We start from the raw sequence: 18,410 nt of genomic DNA, 5'->3' as shown, positions 1-18,410 counted from the left end.
CTTGACGGCATCTCTAGAGATGTGCTCCCATGGAGATGTCTAGAGAGGTCGCGCAAGGCGGCCTCCCGAACGAGGGATGCGCTCATGCCGTCTTTCAAGATCGACCTTTCGACCGCCGTGGTGTTCGTGGCGACTGCGCCCGTCCCGAAGCTGGCTAACGCGAAGACCGGTGAGCGGGCGATGGACCGGGAGACCGGTGCGGGCCTGTCGACGGTGGGCCTGCTGGTCTCGGACGAGGGGGAGGGGAACCTGTATCAGGTGACGATCCCGGAGACGGGCTACTCGGAGGGGCTTCAGCCGGGCATGCCGGTCAAGGTCGTCGGGCTGAAGGCCCGTGACTGGGAGAACGAGTTCAACGGCCAGAAGCGGCACGGGATCTCGTTCCGCGCGGTCGCGATCACCCCGGCGGTCTGACATGGCCGACCTGACGATGTGGCTGGAGGCCACGGGAGCCTTAGCGGGCGCCGGCGGGCTCGGCTACGCGAAGGTGCGCGCGCCGCGCGTGTACTGGTCGCTGGTCGGGATGCCGGTCGCCTGGGGCCGCTTCACCCTCTCGTACCGGTCGACGATGGATGTGTGCGGGCTGACGGTGCAGCCGTCGGGGCTGCGGGCGTTCATGACCCGCAACGTCGCCCACCGTGAGGTTCAGCCGGTCCCGCCGAAGATCCGCCGGGTACGTGGCACGTCGACCGGGCTGCGGGTCACCCTGCGACTTCCTGCCGGCCTGGAGCCCGCCGACGTGATCGCCTCCTCGGAACGGCTGCGGCACGCCTGGGGCGTCCACTCCGTGACCGTGGTGGAGACGAAGCCCGGTTTCGTGGAACTGCGGATGACCGGCTATGACGTGCTGCGCCGGGTGCGGATGCCCCGCAAGGCCCGCCCGCACGACATGGTGGTGCCGGTCGCGGTGCGTGAGGACGGGACCGCGTTCGAGCGGGACTACCGTAAGGCGCCGATGGCGCTCACCCTGGGCGCCAACCACTCCGGCAAGTCCATGTACCAGCGCAACCTGATCAAGGGGCTGGCGCAACTGCCGGTGGCCCTGGTCGGGGTCGACTGCAAGCGCGGGGTGGAACAGTCCGCCTTCGCGCCCCGCTTGTCGGCTCTGGTCACCAGCCCCGACGATGCCGCCTCACTGCTCGGTGTCCTGGTCGCGGAGATGGAAGATCGCTTCGACCTGCTGAGCCGTCACGGCGTCTCGGACCTGTGGGAACTGCCCGACGAGGTGCGCCCGGTGCCGGTGGTCGTCCTGGTCGACGAGGTGGCGGAACTGTTCCTGATCTCCTCCAGGAAGGATGAGGAGCGCCGGGAACGGATCGTGACCGCGCTGATCCGGCTGGGGCAGATGGCCCGTGCGATCGGCATCTACCTGGAGATCTGCGGGCAGCGGTTCGGCTCCGACCTGGGCAAGGGCGCCACCATGCTCCGCGCTCAGCTCACGGGCCGTGTGGTGCACCGCGTCAACGACAAGCAGACCGCCGAAATGGGCCTGGCGGACGTGGCCCCGGACGCGGTCCCGGCCGCGAGCCTGATCCCGATGAACCGCCCCGGCACCGCTGTCGCGGCGGACTCCTCCGGCGGCTGGTCGAAGATCCGCACCCCGAACACCTCGCGTGACGAAGTGGTCGCCATCTGCCGGAAGTTCGCTCACCTGGTCCCGGATCTGCCGTTCCTCGACCCGTTCCGCCCCTTCGTGCCCGCTCAGGCGCCGGCGGCCGGTCCGTCGCTGGTCAAGCCTCGCCCGGTCACCGAGTAACACCCGCTCCGCCACGGTCGGCGTGACCGCTTCGCGCCAGGTCCCTACCCGAGCCATGCCCGAAACGGAGTGATCCCCCATGAGCGTGATCCCGTTCCCCGAGCGCCCCCCGGCTCCGTGCCCGGTGGATCCGCTGGAATCCGCCCTGCTGTCGGCGTGGAACAACGCGCCGGAGGTCATGGACGGCTACCGCGACGAGGACGCCGAAGGCACCGCCGACACAGGCCAGGACCGGTGATCGCTGTGGCCGAACGCAAGACGACCCGTCGCACGACCACCACGCCGCAGCCGACGCCGTGCGAGACCTGCAAGGGCGCTGGAGAGGTCTCCCGAACCGTCCGCGTCGGCCGCAAACACCGCGTCGTCGGCCAGCAAACCGGGCTCTGCCTGACCTGCCTCGGTTCCGGCGAAGCCCCCACCGAATGAAGCCCGCCGGGGCCGGGCGGCCGGACACGCTTCCCCGCCCACCCCTGGCCCGACTCCCCTGAAGGGAGGTGCCCCACATGTCCCACTCGATCCGCCCGGATGCCGTACTCGTACAGGCTGTCATCGCCGGCGCGCTGTCCTTCGCCCACTTGCACGACCTGGCCGAAGCTGCCGGACAGACCGGCTGGAAGGCATGGGCCTACCCGGTCTCGGTCGACCTGCTTCTTGTCGCCGCCTGGCGTCGGCTGCGCATGGCCCGCCGCGACCGGTCCGCCTGGACCTGGTTCGTCATCGCCCTGTTCGCCTCGCTCGGCGCGAACATCGCCACCGCCGGACTCCTCGACCTGGCTCACGTGCCTGCCTGGCTGTGCATCCTCGTCGCCGGCTGGCCCGCCCTGGCCTTCCTGGGCGGAACCCTCCTGGTCCACTCGCCCACCGACCCGGCCGCTCCTGCACAGGCTGTGGACGAGGCGGCGGCGCCGGAAGTCGAGATGCACCGCACCGACGAACCCGCCCCCGACCCGGCCCCCGCCGCGACCGTGCCGGAGCTGACACCCGCCCCGCCACAGCCCGCGCCCGGCGCCCCCGCAGTTCCGGCCGCGCTGCTGGACCACGCTCGGAAGATCGCCGACGCCCACCGGGTCTCCACGGGCTCCCTGATGCCCGCCGACGCCCTGTCCGCCCGGCTCCAACTGCCCGCCCCGATGGCCGACGCCATCGCCGCCGAACTCCAACTCACCTGACCAGAGAGGAGAAGCCGCCCGTGACCGCCTACCGCCGCTTCCGCAACGTGATCCGCATCGGCCCCGTGCAGGTCGCCACGTCCTACGACGGCCGTGGCCGCGACAAGCACACCGCCGCCTGCACCGCCCCCGGCTGCGGCTTCGCCGCCGACTACGACACCCGCGCCGGCGCCGAACTCGCCGCCCGCACCCACCGCTGCAAGGCCTGACAGGAGATCGCCATGGACGTACCGCTCTGGCTCGCCCTGCTCGTCGTCGGATGGCTCGGCGTCAAACTCGCCCGTCCGCCGTGGTGGCTGGTCGCCGTGCTCCTGATCGGCGGCTACCTCGTCGCCGGAAGCTTCCTCGCCCCCGCCCTCGGCACCGTCCTCAAGTAGAAGGGAACCGCCTCGTGTTCACACCGAAGTACCCGCCCCAGGACACCGCACCGCCCGCCACGACCACCGCCCCGACCGCCCACACCCCGGCGTCCGTTCAGCCGACAGCGGCCCCGGCCCCGGTCGTCCCGGCCTCGAACCGGCCGACCGTCCAGCTCACCCCCGGCAGCGCGCTCGCCCTCGCCGCCGGCGGAGGCGCCGTGGTCCTCGTCGTCGGCGCGGTCCTGGTCTCGCTGCTGCTCGCGGTCGCCATCACCGGCGTCTCCGTCGCCGTGGTCGCGGTCGTCCTGCGCCTGCTCATCAAGGACCTGCACAAGCACTGAACGGCCCCGGGGCGGCTCTCTCGCCAAAGATCCGCCGCCCCGGCGCCTGCACCCCTTCCAGACCCATCGGACCCGAAAGGGAAGCCTCATGATGCCCCAGCACGCCCAGAACACGCGCGTCTGCCGCGACTGCGACGGCTTCGCCACCGCCGCCATCACCACCGGCACCCGTCACCGCGACGGCACCCGCGCCACGCTCCGCGTCACCTGCCCGACCTGCAAGGGCACCGGCCACACGGCCCCCGCCTCCACGCTCGCCCGCGCTGGGCGGTGACCGCCGTGGCCGACCTCATCCCGACCCCGGACAGCCCCGGCCTGCACGTCAGCAAGCCGTCGCCGACCACCCCCGCCACCGCATCGGCCGTCTGCCACTGCGGCGCCCGTGCCACCGCCACGGGTGACACCCAGGTCAAGGCGCTGGTCGACGGCTACACCGCCAACCATGGTCCCGCCCACGCCAAGGGGGGCAAGTGACGGACACCGCCACCATGGCGGGCCTGGACCCGGCCACCCTCGCCGATGTGCTGAGGCTGGCCGGGTCTCCGGACCTCGACCGCATCCAGGAACAGATCCGCCGCACCGGCGGCTGCTCCGACCCGATCCACCTGCAAGGCTCCACTGTCACCCGCGACGCGGTCACGGGCTACGTGCTGCACTCCTACTCGACCGACACCGAACCCGGCGGCCGACTCCGTATCGCCTGCGGCAACCGCCGTGCCTCGCGCTGCCCGTCCTGCGCCTGGACCTATGCGGGCGACACCTACCACCTGATCCGCGCCGGCCTGGTCGGCGACCCCGCTAAGGGCACCCCCCACACCATCCGGGATCACCCCCGCGTCTTCGCCACGCTCACCGCGCCTTCGTTCGGTCCGGTCCACAACCGCCCCGGTAACCGCCCGTGCGCCTGCGGGACCCGCCACGCTGAGGACGCGCCCGAACTCGGCACCCCGCTCGACCCCGACTCGTACGACTACGCGGGCGCGGTGCTGTGGAACAACCACGCATCCGACCTGTGGCGCTACTTCACGATCTACCTCCGACGCGAGATCGCCCGCCGCGCCGGCCTCACCCAGAAGGACGCCCGCGAACAGTCCCGTGTCTCCTTCGGCAAGGTCGCCGAATACCAGAAGCGCGGAGCCGTGCACTTCCACGCCGTGATCCGCTTCGACGGACCCGACGGACCCGACAGCCCGCCGCCGGCCTGGGCCACGCTCGACGTTCTCACCGACTCGATCCGCGCCGCCGCCGCCCGCGTCGCTGTCGACGTACCGCCCGCGGGAGACGAGCCCACCCGCGTGCTGCGCTGGGGCACACAGCTCGATGTCCAGCCGATCGGCGCCTTCGGCCACGGCGAAGAGATCACCGAACAGGCCGTCGCCTCCTACGTCGCCAAGTACGCGACCAAAGCCGCCGAGACGACCGGCACTGTCGACCGCCGCATCGGCAACAAAGAGGCTCTCGCCCTGCTCGGCGTGCCCGACCACCCCGCCCGGCTCATCGCCGCGTGCCTCGACCTGCACGCGCTCTACCCGGACCGGAAGCTTCGGGACTGGGCTCACATGCTCGGCTTCCGGGGCCACTTCTCCACCAAGTCCCGCCGCTACTCCACCACCCTCGGCGCTCTCCGCCAGACCCGCGCCGACTACCGCGCCGCCCAGCAACGCGCCGCCCTCGGCCTGCCGGACCCCGACGAAACCCCGGAGGCAACCACGCTCACCCTCGCCCACTGGACCTACGCCGGCCACGGCCACACCCCCGGCGAATCCTGGCTCGCCGCCAACATCCGCCGCGACATCCAGCACAACCGCGAAACCGCCCACGAAGCCTTGGCAGACCTGCGCCAGGAAGGAGAGCACGACCATGAATGAGCGCTACCTCAGCGTTGACCAGGTCGCTGAAGTTCTCGGTACGACCGTGCGTTTCCCCCGGCGCCTGATCGAAGAGCGGCGCATCACGTACGTGAAGGTTGGGCGCCATGTTCGGATTCCCGAGAGTGCCGTTCGGGAGTTCATCGCCGTCAACACGGTGCAGCCCCGCCGGCAGGGCGCTGCCCTTCGGGGGGTGGCTGCCTGATGGCTGGTAAGCGTCGGCAGTTCGGCCGGGTTCGCAAACTCCCGTCCGGCCGCTACCAGGCCCGCTACGTAGGCCCAGACGGGCAGCTCCGGCCAGCCCCCGAGACCTTCCGTACCAAGAAGGACGCGGACGACTGGCTCGCCGACAAGCAGACGGAGATGCGGCGCGGCGACTGGCACGACCCGGACGCCGGAAAGGCGGCGTTTGGCCCGTACGCCGCTGCCTGGATCAAGGAACGCGAACTGACCACCACCACGCGGCAGCTTTACGACTCGCTCCTACGGCACCACCTCGAACCCACCTTCGGTGCCGTCAACGTCGCGGAGATCTCGCCCCCGCTCGTCCGGCACTGGCGGGCCGACAAGCTCGCGTCCGGCACCGGTCCGACGACCGTCGCAAAGGCGTACGCCCTTCTGCGCGCGATCATGGGCACGGCCGTGGCCGACCAGATGATTAGGCGCAACCCGTGCACGATCAAGGGCGCCAGCACCGTCCACACCCCCGAGCGGCCGACCGCCACCGTGCAGGAGGTCTACGACCTTGCCGACGCGATCCAGCCTCGCTACCGGGCGCTCGTGCTCCTGGCCGGGTTCCTGGGCCTGCGCTGGGGTGAGCTGATCGGCTTGCACCGCCGGGATATCGACCTCGACCACGGCTCCGTACGTGTGCGCCGGGCCGTTGCCGAGCTGTTCAACGGGCAACGCGAGATCAAGGCGCCCAAGAGCGCTGCGGGCAAGCGAACCGTGGCCATCCCGTCCGCGATCATCCCGGACATTCGCGATCACCTGGATCGGTACGCCGAGCACGGAGCTGACGGCCGGGTCTTCGTCGGCGCCAAGGGAGCGACTCCTCGCCGGAACCACTTCAACCGGCTGTGGCGCAAGGCGTGCGACGACGCCGGGATCAAGGGGCTGCACTTCCATGATCTTCGACACACCGGCAACACTCTCGCCGCGTCCACGGGCGCGAGCACGCGGGAGCTGATGGCCCGTATGGGTCACAGCACCGCCCGCGCCGCGTTGATCTATCAGCACGCAAGCGCCGAGCGTGACCGGCTGATCGCCGACGCCGTGAGCGGTCTCGTCGACAAGGGCCGGAAGAAGGCGCGGAAGGCCAAGAAGAAGCAAGATCGAAAGCCGAAGGGGCACGAGGGGGACACGGCGGACTGATCGGAGCCCCCAGAAACGACCAGGGCCAGGCGGAGGAATGATCCTCTGACCTGGCCCTGAGCCGTATGGAGCGGGCGACGGGAATCGAACCCGCGTAGCTAGTTTGGAAGACTAGGGCTCTACCATTGAGCTACGCCCGCGACAGAACGCACCGCAGGTCAGTGACCGCGGCACAGGAGGCATCGTAGCGGGTCGCCCGCCTCGTAGGCCAACGCGTTGGTCCGCGCCTATGCCCATGAACAAACCGGTGAACAAACCGGCCGACGCAGCCTGTCCGGGCATGTACCCTACGTGTCGCACCAAGACGGGGTGTGGCGCAGCTTGGTAGCGCGTCCGCTTTGGGAGCGGAAGGCCGTGGGTTCAAATCCCGCCACCCCGACCACTGCCCGGCCATGCCGGGCGCCGACTCGCATGATCGCCTTTTGGGGCGTGTACCCCCTGCGGTTACTATGCAAGCTGCGCGCCCGTGTGTCTGCACTGTTACGTCTCTCAGGCAGGGGCCCGCTGATCCGCCGAAAGCCCGCCCACACCGGGCGGAGCAGTTCGGCAGAACCCCAAGAAGTCAGTCACAAGGAGACCGAACCGTGAAGAGCGCCGTGGAGACCCTGAACCCGACCCGGGTTCGGCTCACTGTTGAGGTGCCCTTCGAGGAGCTCAAGGACAGCCTCGACGCGGCGTACAAGAAGATCAACCAGCAGGTCACGGTGAAGGGCTTCCGCAAGGGCAAGATCCCGGCCCGGGTCATCGACCAGCGGTTCGGTCGTGGCGCCGTGCTGGAGGAGGCCGTCAACGACGCGCTCCCGAAGTTCTACACCGAGGCGGTCAACGAGGCCGAGCTCAACCCGCTGGGTCAGCCCGAGGTCGACATCACCGAGCTGAAGGACAACGAGCTGCTGTCCTTCACCGCCGAGGTCGACATCCGCCCGACCATCGAGATCCCGGACTACTCCGGCATCGAGGTCGAGGTCGACGCCGTCGAGGTGAGCGACGAGGACATCGAGAAGTCGGTCGAGCAGCTGCGTGAGCGCTTCGCTTCGACGAGCCCCGTCGAGCGCGCAGCCGAGGACGGCGACGTCGTCACCGTCGACCTGGAGGCCAAGGTCGACGGCGAGGTCCTGGAGGACGGTGTCGCCGAGGGTGTCTCTTACACCATCGGCTCCGGCGAGCTGCTCGACGGCATCGACGACGCCGTCAAGGGCCTGTCGGCAGGCGAGGAGGGCACCTTCACCTCCGAGCTCAAGGGCGGCTCGGCGGCGGGCAAGGAGGCCGAGGTGACGGTCAAGGTCACCCAGGTCGCCTCCCGGGAGCTGCCGGAGCTGGACGACGAGTTCGCGCAGCTCGCCTCGGAGTTCGACACCCTGGAGGAGCTGAAGGCGGACAGCCGCAAGCGCCTCGAGAACATGAAGCAGTACGACCAGGCCACGCAGGCCCAGGAGCGCGTCCTGGACAAGCTGCTGGAGCTGGTCGAGGTCCCGATCCCCGAGAAGCTCCTCGAGGACGAGATCAACACCCGTAAGCACAACCTCGAGCACCACCAGCTCGCGCAGATGGGCCTGACCCTCGACAAGTACCTGGAGATCCAGGGCAAGACGGCCGAGGAGTTCGAGACCGAGACGCGCGAGGCCGCGATCAAGGGCATCAAGACCCAGTTCGTCCTCGACGAGCTGGTCAACAAGGAGAAGCTGAACGTCAACCAGGAGGAGCTCACCGAGCACCTCATGCGGCGCGCGGCCTCCTCCGGCATGTCCCCCGACCAGTTCGCCCAGGCGGTCGTCGAGGGCGGCCAGGTCCCGATGCTCGTCGGCGAGGTCGCCCGCGGCAAGGCGCTCGCGGTGGTCGTCGAGGCCGCCACGGTCAAGGACACCAACGGCGAGGTCGTCGACCTGGACGACGAGGACGAGGACGAGGCGGAGGGCTCCGCCGAGGCCACGGAGGAGACGCCGGAGGCGTAACCCCCGAGCGGTACCGGACCCGTGTGACGGGCCCCAGGATGCACAGCGCCCTGGGGCCCGTCGCCGTATGCGCGCGACCGACGACGGTACGACACCGCCGACCGCGCTGCCGTGGCGGCGGGAGCCGGTGGATCCTTGCCGGACGGGGGCGCGCCCATAAGGGCCGCGCGCGGGCTTCCGCGCCGGGCACGCGCGCTGGTCTGCGGCGACCCCGTGCCACGTAAGGGGCGCGGGTCTATGGCATGTACAGCTCCGCCGCGTGGGCGCGCCAGCCGGACACGACCGGCGGCGGACGGCAGCCGGTCCGCGACAGGCACGCCCGGTGCCTGCGGAGCTGGGCGTGGACGCGATCGGTGACCGTTGGGGCGTGTTCAGTCGGGGTCTGGGGCGGTGCGCCGTGGCGGCCTTCGGGTGCCCGGTGCCCGGTGCCGGGTGCCGCGGCCGGGTGACCGGCGACCGGTGGGGGAAGGCGGTTCAGTCGGGCTCTGTGGCGGAGTTCCGCGAGGGCGTGCGGCGCGCAGGCACCCCTCAGTGAGGGCGCGCCGCCTGCCCTCGGTGCCTGCGTAGCCAGGCGGCGCGGTCGGCAGCGGTGCGGACGGCGACCGTCGGGGCTGGGTGGGGTCAGCCGGGGGCCGGGGCGGAGCCCCGTGACGGCTTGCGGGGTGCTGGGGGCCGCTCAGTCGGGGCGCGCCCGCACCCCCCCCGCGCCTGCCGAGCCCGGCTCGGCTGCCGGCGACCGGCGGCGAGCCGCGGCCATCCGAGCTACCGTGATCTCAACCGGGGTCCGGGGCGGAGCCCCGTGACGGCCACCCCGGGCGCCGGGCACCGCACAGTCAACAGCTCAACAGCACACCACCCTCGCCCCCGCAGCGGAGCCCATGCGCTGACAGCGAACACCCGCGGAAGCGGGATTGCTCCCGCCTGCCTGCGCGTTAGGGTCCATGAATACGAGGGCAGGGGAGTCCCCGAAGCCGCCCCGGCAAGGGGCACACGGGGTCCCACGCCCCAGCAGAACACGTGAGACGGCCCCGCGCCGTCGTAAGACGAGCAGGTGGATACGTGACGAATCTGATGCCCTCCGCCGCCGGCGAGCCTTCCATCGGTGGTGGCCTCGGCGACCAGGTCTACAACCGGCTGCTCAACGAGCGGATCATCTTCCTCGGCCAGCCGGTGGACGACGACATCGCGAACAAGATCACCGCACAGCTGCTGCTCCTTGCCTCCGACCCGGACAAGGACATCTACCTGTACATCAACAGCCCTGGCGGTTCCATCACGGCCGGCATGGCGATCTACGACACCATGCAGTACATCAAGAACGACGTGGTGACCATCGCCATGGGCATGGCGGCGTCGATGGGGCAGTTCCTGCTCAGCGCGGGTACCCCGGGCAAGCGCTTCGCCCTGCCCAACGCCGAGATCCTGATCCACCAGCCCTCGGCCGGCCTCGCCGGCTCCGCGTCCGACATCAAGATCCACGCCGAGCGGCTGCTGCACACCAAGAAGCGCATGGCCGAGCTCACTTCCTTCCACACCGGCCAGTCGGTCGAGCAGATCACCCGTGACTCGGACCGCGACCGCTGGTTCGACGCCCAGGAGGCGAAGGAGTACGGCCTGATCGACGACATCATGCCCACCGCTGCCGGCATGCCGGGCGGCGGAGGCACCGGGGCGGGCTCGTAAGGGCTCACCGGGCCCGTACGGCCGTGAGGGCCCGTAAGGGCTCCCACCGGCCGTAGACGGCCCGCACGGCCCCCGGCAGGGCCTCCAGGCCCTTCCAGGAGCCCTACCCAGGGCCGCCGGAGCCGGCCCAAGGGCCCGCACGGCCGCCGTGAAGGCCGGTCGGGGGCCCGCAGGGCCGTCGCGGCCATGACGGCCCGCAAGGCTTCCGACGCCCCCTCCAGCCCCCAGCCACCGCCTCAGCCCCTTTCAGGAGACATCGTGAACGACTTCCCCGGCAGCGGCCTCTACGACCGTGCGCGCGCCGAGTACACCGCCCCCGTGGCCGAGTCCCGCTACGTCATCCCGCGCTTCGTGGAGCGCACCTCGCAGGGCATCCGCGAGTACGACCCGTACGCGAAGCTCTTCGAAGAGCGTGTGATCTTCCTCGGCGTCCAGATCGACGACGCGTCCGCCAACGACGTCATGGCGCAGCTGCTGTGCCTGGAGTCGATGGACCCGGACCGGGACATCTCGGTCTACATCAACAGCCCCGGCGGCTCCTTCACCGCGCTCACGGCCATCTACGACACGATGCAGTTCGTGAAGCCGGACATCCAGACGGTCTGCATGGGCCAGGCGGCCTCCGCCGCCGCCGTCCTGCTGGCCGCCGGCACGCCGGGCAAGCGCATGGCGCTCCCGAACGCCCGTGTGCTGATCCACCAGCCGTACAGCGAGACGGGCCGCGGCCAGGTCTCCGACCTGGAGATCGCCGCCAACGAAATCCTCCGGATGCGCGCGCAGCTGGAGGAGATGCTGGCCAAGCACTCGAACACGCCGATCGAGAAGATCCGCGAGGACATCGAGCGCGACAAGATCCTCACGGCCGAGGACGCGCTGGCGTACGGCCTGATCGACCAGATCATCTCGACCCGCAAGATGAACAACACCGCGGTCCGCTGACGCGAATCCACCGGATTCGTCATCGGATCTGTATCGTCTGCCGCTCCTTGGCACGGTTTGACACGCAGCACGTCAAAGTGAACCGTGCCAAGGGGGGCCCGAACGGGGGGCTCGGCAAGGTACCGTCGGATATAAGGCAGCACCAGGAGCCGCTGGACCTAAGGCGTCTCCCAGGCGAAGGGGAAGCACACCGTGGCACGCATCGGTGACGGCGGCGATCTGCTCAAGTGCTCGTTCTGCGGCAAGAGCCAGAAGCAGGTCAAGAAGCTCATCGCAGGCCCCGGTGTGTACATCTGCGACGAGTGCATCGATCTCTGCAACGAGATCATCGAGGAAGAGCTCGCGGAGACCAGCGAGGTGCGCTGGGAGGAACTCCCGAAGCCCCGCGAGATCTACGAGTTCCTCGAGGGGTACGTGGTCGGCCAGGAGGCGGCCAAGAAGGCCCTGTCCGTCGCGGTGTACAACCACTACAAACGGGTCCAGGCCGGTGAGAACGGCGGCGCCCAAGGCCGCGACGACGCCATCGAGTTGGCGAAGTCCAACATCCTGCTGCTGGGCCCCACGGGCTCCGGCAAGACGCTCCTGGCCCAGACCCTGGCCCGCATGCTGAACGTCCCGTTCGCCATCGCCGACGCGACGGCGCTGACGGAGGCGGGCTATGTGGGCGAGGACGTCGAGAACATCCTCCTGAAGCTCATCCAGGCGGCTGACTACGACGTCAAGAAGGCCGAGACGGGCATCATCTACATCGACGAGATCGACAAGGTGGCCCGAAAGAGCGAAAACCCGTCCATCACGCGGGACGTGTCGGGTGAGGGTGTCCAGCAGGCCCTGCTGAAGATCCTTGAGGGCACGACGGCCTCGGTCCCGCCGCAGGGCGGCCGTAAGCACCCGCATCAGGAGTTCATCCAGATCGACACGACGAACGTGCTGTTCATCGTGGGCGGCGCGTTCGCGGGCCTGGAGAAGATCATCGAGTCGCGGGCCGGCGCGAAGGGCATCGGCTTCGGCGCGACGATCCGCTCCAAGCGCGAGCTGGAATCGAAGGACCAGTTCGAGGACGTGATGCCCGAGGACCTGGTGAAGTTCGGGATGATCCCGGAGTTCATCGGCCGCCTCCCGGTCATCACCTCGGTCCACAACCTGGACCGCAAGGCGCTCCTCCAGATCCTCGTCGAGCCGCGCAACGCGCTGGTGAAGCAGTACCAGCGCCTCTTCGAACTCGACGGCGTGGAACTGGACTTCGAACGCGAGGCACTGGAGGCGATCGCGGACCAGGCGATCCTCCGCCAGACGGGCGCCCGAGGCCTGCGCGCCATCATGGAGGAGGTCCTCCAGGCGGTGATGTACGAGGTCCCGTCCCGCAAGGACGTGGCCCGCGTCGTCATCACGGCGGACGTGGTCCTGTCGAACGTGAACCCGACGCTGATTCCGCGGGACGCGCGGGGCCGGGGTCCGGGCGAGCAGAAGACGGCGTAACCACCGTCCCGTGAACACCTGAACAGGTGGACCCGTGACGCGGAAGGGGCCCCGGTCGATGGACGACCGGGGCCCCTTCACCGTTCGGGCGTACGACGTCAGGCCTTGACGCGCACGTCGTTGCGGAGCTTGGCGGCGAGTGCGGCCGCGTCCTGCATCGAGCTGCCCTTGCCGGCGGCCAGGGCGGCCACATCGGTGGAGATCACGTAGGTGACCGTGCTGTGGTCACCCCAGATGCAGAAGGGCACCTGCACGGTCTTGCCACTGGACGTGCCCTCCGAGATCTGGCACTTCATGACGCCGTTCTCGAAGCCGTCGGGCGTGAACTCCTGCGGGCTGCCGACCAGCTTGCCCTCGGCGGAGTTCTTCGCGGCGTTCTCCTTGACCTTGGCGAACATCGCGTCGACGACCTTCTCCGGGTCGTCGATCGTGCCGTACACGCCCACGAACGACAGGGACTTGACGCTCAGGCCCGAGCCCGCCGTGTAGCCGGCACTGACGTCCTTGGGGTTCTTGACGCCCCACGACTCGAAGTCCTTCACGTCGGAGTCCGTCATCTCCCCGGAGGACGAGCTGTCGGCCTTCTTGTACGTACCGTTGATCACCGTCGCCGGCGCCGTCAGCTTGTGCGCCCCGTCGTCCGCGACCGAGCCGCCTCCGCTCCCGCTGAGCAGGAAGTACGCAACCACCGCGATCGCCGCCACGACCGCCACCGCGCCGATGACGATGGCCGCCGTCTTCTTGCCGCCGCCCGGAGCCGGCGGCTGCGGGACGCCGTAGGGCTGCTGGCCGTACGGGGGCTGGCCGTAGGGCTGCCCGGGCTGCTGGGCGTACGGGTTCGGCTGCTGGGGCGGGACGCCCTGGGGGGCCTGCTGGGGGTAGCCATAGCCGGGGGCCGGCGGAGTCTGCTGGGGGTAGCCATAGCCGGGCTGGGGTGCCTGCGGCGGCTGGCCGTACGGACCCGGCTGACCGCCGTAGGGTCCAGGCTGCCCCGGCTGACCGTACGGTCCGGGCTGCTGGGGCTGCCCGCCGTACGGGCCCGGCTGGTTGTAGCTCATGGTCTGGGTTCCCCTCCAGATGCCTTATGTGTTCCTGACATCCTGGCGCAGGCCAAGGGGCACCGGGCCGTCGGGGGGTTCACCGTTACGAAAGAATCGCGTTTCGGGACAGGGCGGTGACACCCCTAAACTGAGCCCGTGACCGAGAACGCTCAGCAGCAGCCATCAGCGCCCCGCACCGAACTGCCGACCCAGTACGCGCCGGCCGATGTAGAGGGGGCGCTGTACGAGCGCTGGGTAGAGCGGGGTTACTTCGAGGCCGACGCCAAGAGTGAGAAGCCCCCGTACACCATCGTCATTCCGCCGCCGAACGTCACCGGCAGCCTCCACCTGGGCCACGCCTTCCAGCACACGCTCATGGACGCCCTCACCCGCCGCAAGCGGATGCAGGGCTTCGAGTCGCTGTGGCTGCCCGGCATGGACCACGCCGGCATCGCCACCCAGAACAAGGTCGAGCAGCAGCTCGCCGAGGAGGGCAAGTCCCGTCACGACCTGGGCCGCGAGGAGTTCGTCGAGCGCGTGTGGCAGTGGAAGGAGGAGTACGGCGGCAAGATCCTCGGCCAGATGCGCCGGCTCGGCGACGGAGTCGACTGGAAGCGTGAGCGCTTCACCATGGACGAGGGCCTGTCCGAGGCCGTCCTCACCATCTTCAAGAAGCTCTACGAAGACGAGCTGATCTACCGCGCCGAGCGCATCATCAACTGGTGCCCCCGCTGTCTGACGGCCATTTCGGACATCGAGGTCGAGTACCAGGAGGACGACGGCGAGCTCGTCTCCATCAGGTACGGGGAAGGGGACGACTCCGTCGTCGTCGCCACCACCCGCGCCGAGACCATGCTCGGTGACACGGCCGTCGCCGTTCACCCCGACGACGAGCGGTACCGGCACCTGGTCGGCAAGCGCATCAAGCTGCCGCTCACCGACCGCAGCATTCCCGTCGTCGCGGACTCGCATGTCGACCCCGAGTTCGGCACCGGTGCCGTCAAGGTCACCCCGGCCCACGACCCGAACGACTTCGCGATCGGCCAGCGCCACGGCCTGGAGTCGATCACGATCATGGACGAGCGGGCGATCATCACCGCCCATGGCCCCTTCCAGGGCCTCGACCGCTTCGAGGCGCGCGCGGCCATCGTCGGCGCGCTGCGCTCGCAGGGCCGGATCGTCGCCGAGAAGCGCCCGTACGTCCACTCCGTCGGCCACTGTTCGCGCTGCAAGACCACCATCGAGCCGCGCCTGTCCATGCAGTGGTGGGTCAAGGTCGGCCCGCTCGCCCAGGCCGCGGGCGACGCGGTCCGCGACGGCCGGGTGAAGATCCATCCCGAGGACATGTCGAAGCGGTACTTCGACTGGGTCGACAACATGAACGACTGGTGCATCTCGCGCCAGCTGTGGTGGGGCCACCGGATCCCGATCTGGTATGGCCCCGACGGCGAGGTCGTCTGTGTCGGCCCCGACGAGGAGCCGCCGACCGGTGAGGGCTGGCACCAGGACACCGACGTCCTGGACACCTGGTTCTCCTCCGGCCTGTGGCCGTTCTCCACGCTCGGCTGGCCGGAACAGACCGCGGACCTGCGGAAGTTCTACTCGACCGACGTCCTGCTGACCGGCCACGACATCATCTTCTTCTGGGTCGCCCGGATGATGATGTTCGGCCTGTACGCGATGGACGGAGAGGTCCCCTTCAAGACCATCGCCCTGACCGGTCTGGTCCGTGACGAGCGCGGCAAGAAGATGTCGAAGTCGTTCGGCAACGTGGTCGACCCACTCGACTGGATGGACAAGTACGGCTCCGACGCGCTGCGCTTCACGCTCGCGCGCGGCGCCAACCCCGGTACCGACGTCCCGATCGGCGAGGACTGGGTCCAGGCGTCCCGGAACTTCGCCAACAAGATCTGGAACGCCACGCGCTTCGCGCTCATGAACGGCGCCACGGTCGAGGGCCCGCTGCCGGAGGCGTCGAAGCTCTCCGCGACCGACCGCTGGATCCTCTCCCGCCTGAACGAGACGGTCGCCCAGGTCGACGCGTACTACGAGGACTTCCAGTTCGCCAAGCTCTCCGACGCCCTCTTCCACTTCGCTTGGGACGAGGTCTTCGACTGGTACGTCGAGCTGTCCAAGACGACGTTCCAGGAGGGCGGCGAGGCGGCCGAGGTCTCCCAGCGCGTCCTCGGCGAGGTTCTGGACGTCACCCTGCGGCTGCTGCACCCGGTCGTCCCGTTCGTCACGGAGACGCTGTGGACCACCCTCACGGGCGGTGAGTCCGTCGTCATCGCCAACTGGCCGCAGGACAGTGGCTTCCGGGACCCGGCCGCTGAGAAGGAGATCGAGACCCTTCAGTCGGTCATCACCGAGGTCCGCCGTTTCCGCGCCGACCAGGGCCTCCAGCCCGGCCAGCGCGTCCCGGCCCGGCTGACGCTCGACGGCACGGCGCTCGCCCCGCACGAGGCGGCCATCCGTCAGCTGCTGCGCCTGCAGCCGGAGGGCGAGGGCTTCACGGCCACGGCAACCCTGCCGGTCGCGGGCGCCACGGTCGCGCTGGACCTGTCGGGCACGATCGACGTGGCGGCGGAGCGGAAGCGGCTCGCGAAGGACCTCGCCGCGGCGGAGAAGGAGAAGGCCCAGGCCACCGCCAAGCTCGGCAACGAGGCGTTCCTGGCGAAGGCGCCCGACCAGGTGGTGGACAAGATCCGCACGCGGCTCGCCAAGGCGGAGCAGGACATCGCGCGGATTCAGACGCAGCTGGATCGGCTTCCCGCCGCCTAGCGGTTCATACATCGCTGAAGGCCCCCGGAACTTCACGGTTCCGGGGGCCTTCGGTTGCCCGGGTGTGGGTTTCGCTCACCCGCGCTCGCGGGGTGCTGCTGCGCCCACCCGTGCCGCCCCAGCGGCACGACTGCCCGCAGCTCGGTATACGTAGACTGGCCCCGTGAGTGACCTGCCGCGCGACCCCAATGAGAGCGATCCCTTCGAGGACATCGTCGAGGCCGAGACCGACCGCGATCCCGATCTCGCGGTGATCGAGGCCGGCAGCCGCACCCTGCGCACGCAGGGCGGCCGACCGCACGCCGATGTGCCCGCACGGCCCGCCGACCCCGAGGTCGACAAGGCGCTGCGGGCCGTCGAGGCCGACCTGGCCACCCGCTGGGGCGAGACCAAGCTGGAGCCGTCGGTCAGCCGCATCTCCGCGCTGATGGACGTGCTGGGGGAGCCGCAGCGGTCGTACCCCTCCATCCACATCACGGGCACCAACGGCAAGACGTCGACCGCCCGCATGATCGAGGCCCTGCTCGGCGCCTTCGAACTGCGCACCGGCCGGTACACGAGCCCCCACGTCCAGTCGGTCACCGAGCGCATCAGCCTCGACGGCGCCCCCATCTCCGGGGAGCGCTTCATCGAGACGTACGACGACATCAAGCCGTACGTCGAGATGGTCGACTCCCAGCAGGAGTACCGGCTCTCCTTCTTCGAGGTGCTCACGGGCATGGCGTACGCGGCCTTCGCGGACGCGCCCGTCGACGTGGCCGTCGTCGAGGTCGGCATGGGCGGCAGCTGGGACGCCACGAACGTCATCGACGGGGACGTCGCGGTCGTCACCCCCATCGACCTGGACCACACCGACCGGCTGGGCGCCACGCCGGGCGAGATCGCGGGCGAGAAGGCCGGGATCATCAAGCAGGACGCCACCGTGATCATGGCCCAGCAGCCGGTGGACGCGGCCCAGGTGCTGCTGAAGAAGGCCGTCGAGGTGGACGCGACCGTGGCCCGTGAGGGTCTGGAGTTCGGCGTCGTGTCGAGGCAGGTGGCGGTCGGCGGGCAGATGCTCACGCTGCGCGGCCTCGGCGGTGAGTACGACGAGGTGTACCTGCCGCTGCACGGCGCCTACCAGGCCCACAACGCCGCCGTGGCGCTCGCCGCGGTCGAGGCGTTCTTCGGCGTCGGCTCCCAGCGGCCCGAGCCGCTGGACGTCGACACCGTCCGCAAGGCCTTCGCGTCGGTGTCGTCCCCGGGCCGTCTGGAGGTCGTACGGCGCTCCCCGACCGTCGTCCTGGACGCCGCCCACAATCCGGCGGGCGCCCGTGCCACCGCCGAGGCCGCGAGCGAGGCCTTCGACTTCAGCCGGCTGATCGGGGTCGTGGGCGCGAGCGGCGACAAGAACGTACGGGGTCTGCTGGAGGCCTTCGAGCCGATCTTCGCCGAGGTCGTGATCACCCAGAACTCCAGCCACCGCGCGATGGACGCCGACGAGCTGGCCGCGATCGCCGTCGAGGTCTTCGGTGAGGAGCGCGTCCAGGTCGAGCCGCGGCTGCCCGACGCGCTGGAGGCAGCGATCACGCTCGCCGAGGAGGAAGGGGAGTACGCGGGTGCGGGCGTACTCGTCACCGGTTCCGTCATCACCGTCGGCGAGGCCCGACTGCTCCTGGGGAAGGGCTGA

20 protein-coding genes and 2 tRNA genes are annotated in these 18,410 nt (G+C 69.8%); 20 read left to right on the top strand and 2 right to left on the bottom strand.

The genetic code is table 11. The features are described from left to right. The first annotated feature begins 84 nt into the window (after positions 1-84). The 13 genes from Q2K21_RS29535 to Q2K21_RS29475 all read left to right on the top strand — a co-directional run bounded on the left by Q2K21_RS29535 (position 85) and on the right by Q2K21_RS29475 (position 6,867). On the top strand, positions 85-414 hold the full coding sequence (locus Q2K21_RS29535; RefSeq protein ID WP_310776934.1) for an SCO3933 family regulatory protein: 330 nt from the start codon (positions 85-87) through the stop codon (positions 412-414). Between the two features lies 1 nt (position 415). Further along, entirely contained in the window at positions 416-1,756 is a 1,341-nt protein-coding gene (locus Q2K21_RS29530) for an FtsK/SpoIIIE domain-containing protein (protein WP_310776932.1), read from the top strand. A gap of 79 nt (positions 1,757-1,835) precedes the next feature. After that, on the top strand, positions 1,836-1,994 hold the full coding sequence (locus Q2K21_RS29525) for a hypothetical protein (protein ID WP_310776928.1): 159 nt from the start codon (positions 1,836-1,838) through the stop codon (positions 1,992-1,994). Next, a complete protein-coding gene (locus Q2K21_RS29520; protein WP_386276432.1) occupies positions 1,991-2,182 on the top strand; it encodes a hypothetical protein in 192 nt (63 codons plus the stop codon). The genes Q2K21_RS29525 and Q2K21_RS29520 overlap by 4 nt, the downstream gene beginning before the upstream one ends. Positions 2,183-2,259: 77 nt before the next feature. Next, positions 2,260-2,925, top strand: a complete 666-nt coding sequence (locus tag Q2K21_RS29515; protein WP_310776922.1) for a DUF2637 domain-containing protein — start codon at positions 2,260-2,262, stop codon at positions 2,923-2,925. 20 nt (positions 2,926-2,945) lie between these two features. Next, positions 2,946-3,134, top strand: coding sequence for a mobile element transfer protein (locus Q2K21_RS29510; protein WP_030067617.1), 189 nt, complete (start codon positions 2,946-2,948; stop codon positions 3,132-3,134). Positions 3,135-3,146: 12 nt separating this feature from the next. After that, positions 3,147-3,302 carry a hypothetical protein gene (locus Q2K21_RS29505; protein ID WP_107118600.1) on the top strand — a complete coding sequence of 52 codons (156 nt, stop codon included), beginning with the start codon at positions 3,147-3,149 and terminating at the stop codon, positions 3,300-3,302. A 14-nt stretch (positions 3,303-3,316) separates the two neighbouring features. Then, positions 3,317-3,625 (top strand): SpdD protein, encoded by a 309-nt coding sequence (locus tag Q2K21_RS29500; protein ID WP_310776916.1) that lies wholly within the window; start codon positions 3,317-3,319, stop codon positions 3,623-3,625. 91 nt (positions 3,626-3,716) lie between these two features. Next, positions 3,717-3,899, top strand: coding sequence for a hypothetical protein (locus tag Q2K21_RS29495; RefSeq protein WP_310781315.1), 183 nt, complete (start codon positions 3,717-3,719; stop codon positions 3,897-3,899). 5 nt (positions 3,900-3,904) lie between these two features. Then, a complete protein-coding gene (locus Q2K21_RS29490; protein ID WP_310776913.1) occupies positions 3,905-4,099 on the top strand; it encodes a hypothetical protein in 195 nt (64 codons plus the stop codon). Beyond that, positions 4,096-5,493 (top strand): replication initiator protein RepSA, encoded by a 1,398-nt coding sequence (gene repSA, locus Q2K21_RS29485; protein WP_310776910.1) that lies wholly within the window; start codon positions 4,096-4,098, stop codon positions 5,491-5,493. The genes Q2K21_RS29490 and repSA overlap by 4 nt, the downstream gene beginning before the upstream one ends. Next, positions 5,486-5,698, top strand: a complete 213-nt coding sequence (locus tag Q2K21_RS29480) for a helix-turn-helix domain-containing protein (RefSeq protein WP_310776908.1) — start codon at positions 5,486-5,488, stop codon at positions 5,696-5,698. The genes repSA and Q2K21_RS29480 overlap by 8 nt, the downstream gene beginning before the upstream one ends. Continuing rightward, positions 5,698-6,867 (top strand): tyrosine-type recombinase/integrase, encoded by a 1,170-nt coding sequence (locus tag Q2K21_RS29475; RefSeq protein ID WP_310776906.1) that lies wholly within the window; start codon positions 5,698-5,700, stop codon positions 6,865-6,867. Before Q2K21_RS29480 ends, Q2K21_RS29475 begins: the two co-directional genes overlap by 1 nt. 66 nt (positions 6,868-6,933) lie before the next feature. Here Q2K21_RS29475 and Q2K21_RS29470 read toward each other — a convergent pair. Next, positions 6,934-7,007 (bottom strand) — tRNA-Gly (locus Q2K21_RS29470). A gap of 165 nt (positions 7,008-7,172) precedes the next feature. Here Q2K21_RS29470 and Q2K21_RS29465 point away from each other — a divergent pair. The 5 genes from Q2K21_RS29465 (at position 7,173) to clpX (ending at position 12,920) form a co-directional block, all read left to right on the top strand. Continuing rightward, a tRNA-Pro gene (locus Q2K21_RS29465) sits at positions 7,173-7,249 on the top strand. Between the two features lie 202 nt (positions 7,250-7,451). Beyond that, positions 7,452-8,819: a trigger factor gene (gene tig, locus Q2K21_RS29460; protein WP_310776903.1), complete on the top strand. Its 1,368-nt coding sequence runs from the start codon at positions 7,452-7,454 to the stop codon at positions 8,817-8,819. Between the two features lie 1,071 nt (positions 8,820-9,890). Continuing rightward, positions 9,891-10,502 (top strand): ATP-dependent Clp protease proteolytic subunit, encoded by a 612-nt coding sequence (locus tag Q2K21_RS29455; protein ID WP_310781313.1) that lies wholly within the window; start codon positions 9,891-9,893, stop codon positions 10,500-10,502. 258 nt (positions 10,503-10,760) lie between these two features. Beyond that, on the top strand, positions 10,761-11,441 hold the full coding sequence (locus tag Q2K21_RS29450) for an ATP-dependent Clp protease proteolytic subunit (protein ID WP_310776900.1): 681 nt from the start codon (positions 10,761-10,763) through the stop codon (positions 11,439-11,441). Positions 11,442-11,633: 192 nt separating this feature from the next. Continuing rightward, positions 11,634-12,920: an ATP-dependent Clp protease ATP-binding subunit ClpX gene (gene clpX, locus Q2K21_RS29445; protein WP_150478206.1), complete on the top strand. Its 1,287-nt coding sequence runs from the start codon at positions 11,634-11,636 to the stop codon at positions 12,918-12,920. Between the two features lie 98 nt (positions 12,921-13,018). Here the strand turns inward: clpX and Q2K21_RS29440 are convergent, their stop codons facing one another. Further along, the gene (locus Q2K21_RS29440; RefSeq protein WP_310776896.1) at positions 13,019-13,978 is read right to left on the bottom strand and encodes a hypothetical protein; all 960 of its coding nucleotides are present in this window, start codon (positions 13,976-13,978) and stop codon (positions 13,019-13,021) included. Positions 13,979-14,116: 138 nt separating this feature from the next. Here Q2K21_RS29440 and Q2K21_RS29435 point away from each other — a divergent pair, with 138 nt between their 5' ends. Then, positions 14,117-16,741: a valine--tRNA ligase gene (locus Q2K21_RS29435; protein WP_310776894.1), complete on the top strand. Its 2,625-nt coding sequence runs from the start codon at positions 14,117-14,119 to the stop codon at positions 16,739-16,741. 163 nt (positions 16,742-16,904) lie between these two features. Continuing rightward, the gene (gene folC, locus Q2K21_RS29430; protein ID WP_310776892.1) at positions 16,905-18,410 is read left to right on the top strand and encodes a bifunctional tetrahydrofolate synthase/dihydrofolate synthase; all 1,506 of its coding nucleotides are present in this window, start codon (positions 16,905-16,907) and stop codon (positions 18,408-18,410) included.

It is taken from the genome of Streptomyces sp. CGMCC 4.7035 (genome assembly GCF_031583065.1).
GTDB classification, from domain to species: Bacteria; Actinomycetota; Actinomycetes; order Streptomycetales; family Streptomycetaceae; genus Streptomyces; species Streptomyces yaanensis.
Note: the sequence above shows the minus strand (reverse complement) of the source record. Positions and strands in the feature narration are given on the sequence as shown.